The organism is Bathymodiolus azoricus thioautotrophic gill symbiont, assembly GCF_001298715.1.
Classification (GTDB): Bacteria; Pseudomonadota; Gammaproteobacteria; order PS1; family Pseudothioglobaceae; genus Thiodubiliella.
Genome location: NZ_CDSC02000299.1, coordinates 1 through 1505, shown reverse-complemented (window position 1 = coordinate 1505; position 1505 = coordinate 1). Strand labels below are relative to the sequence as shown.

General features: G+C 41.3%; 1 protein-coding gene and 1 tRNA gene. Both read left to right on the top strand.

The annotated features are described in order from the left end of the window. Window positions 1-53: 53 nt before the first annotated feature. Window positions 54-146: transfer RNA gene (locus BAZSYMA_RS05750), tRNA-Ser, on the top strand. Window positions 147-343: 197 nt separating this feature from the next. Beyond that, on the top strand, window positions 344-1123 hold the full coding sequence (locus BAZSYMA_RS05745; protein ID WP_195910120.1) for a thiazole synthase: 780 nt from the start codon (window positions 344-346) through the stop codon (window positions 1121-1123). The last annotated feature ends 382 nt before the right edge of the window (window positions 1124-1505 follow it).

Here is a 1505-nt window from a genome sequence, read left to right as displayed (position 1 = left end):
AGGGTAATCCTATTTCAAATTGATTATTTCTTAGCGTATAATTCCTTTCTTTTGGAGAGTTGGCCGAGTTGGCTGAAGGCGCGCCCCTGCTAAGGGCGTATAGGGTTTATCCCCTATCGAGGGTTCGAATCCCTCACTCTCCGCCATATTACTGCTTACGCTTCGTCTTTTTTTCCTTCTGAGTGCGTTGGATTCTTAAAAATACTCAATCACATAGATTTTATTATGTGCCTTCGTATTTCTAAAATTCGCCTTGCATAAGGAAAAAATACTTGCGTAAAACCTAACAAAATAAAAAAATTAGGTAAAATTTTTAAATTATTTCACATCAATCAAACCTATTATGACTGACACACCATTAATCATTGCTGGACAAACTTACAACTCCCGCTTATTGGTCGGCTCAGGAAAATACCAAGATTTAACAGAAACAAAACTGGCAACAGAGGTGGCAGAAGCCGACATTATCACCGTTGCCATTCGTCGAACCAATATCGGGCAGGATAACAACGAACCAAATTTATTAGAGGTTATCAGCCCTGATAAATACACTATTTTGCCCAACACCGCAGGTTGTTACAACGCCAAAGATGCGGTGCGCACTTGCCAATTAGCCCGCGAATTATTAGGTGGGCACAATCTAGTTAAATTAGAGGTACTAGGTAATGAAAAAACACTCTATCCTAATATTGTTGAAACTTTGTCTGCTGCACAAACCTTGGTTAATGATGGTTTTGATATTATGGTTTATACCAGTGATGACCCAATCGTTGCCAAAGAATTGGAAAACATTGGCTGTTGCGCTATTATGCCGCTTGCTTCACTCATCGGCTCAGGTCAGGGCATTGCCAACCCAGCAAATATCAAACTCATCAAACAACACGCTAATGTACCCGTACTGGTTGATGCAGGTATTGGTTGCGCCTCAGATGCCACCAAGGCGATGGAATTAGGTTGCGATGGCGTGCTCATGAACTCAGCCATTGCCCACGCTGCCAACCCAGTCCTAATGGCAAGTGCCATGAAACACGCTGTTATCGCAGGGCGTTCGTCTTTCCTTGCAGGCAGGATGATGAAAAAGGCTTATGCTTCAGCTTCATCCCCAATGGAAAATTTAATTTAATTAAAGACCTTTGCATAAAATAGAGATGATTGGAAAAAGCCAATTTTTGCCCAATTGGTGATTTCTTTAAACCTTGTCCTAGCAGAGCTAAGGCTGGGTTTACCCTCCTAGAGGACTACTGGGCGTCGCTGGAAAAATCGCCAAGTGGGTGAAAAGTGGGCTTATGATGATTATTCCTATTTATGCAAAGGTCTCTTGGAGTGCAAAACCCCGTTTGAGGTTTTTGCTGAGATGACTGGTAAAGACTATTTTTTTAAATGGGCGTATTGTACTTATAGATTGAATTCACCAAACTTTAATTCGTCAATGATCTATATTTAATTAGTCACCCCTTAAAAACCCATTCCAAACAAACCAAAACCCCCCATTTTTCCAACCATCC

What these genes read in the sequence shown, in the direction of transcription:
- BAZSYMA_RS05745 (WP_195910120.1), top strand. Translation starts at nt 344, where the DNA reads ATGACTGACACACCATTAATCATTGCTGGACAAACTTACAACTCCCGC.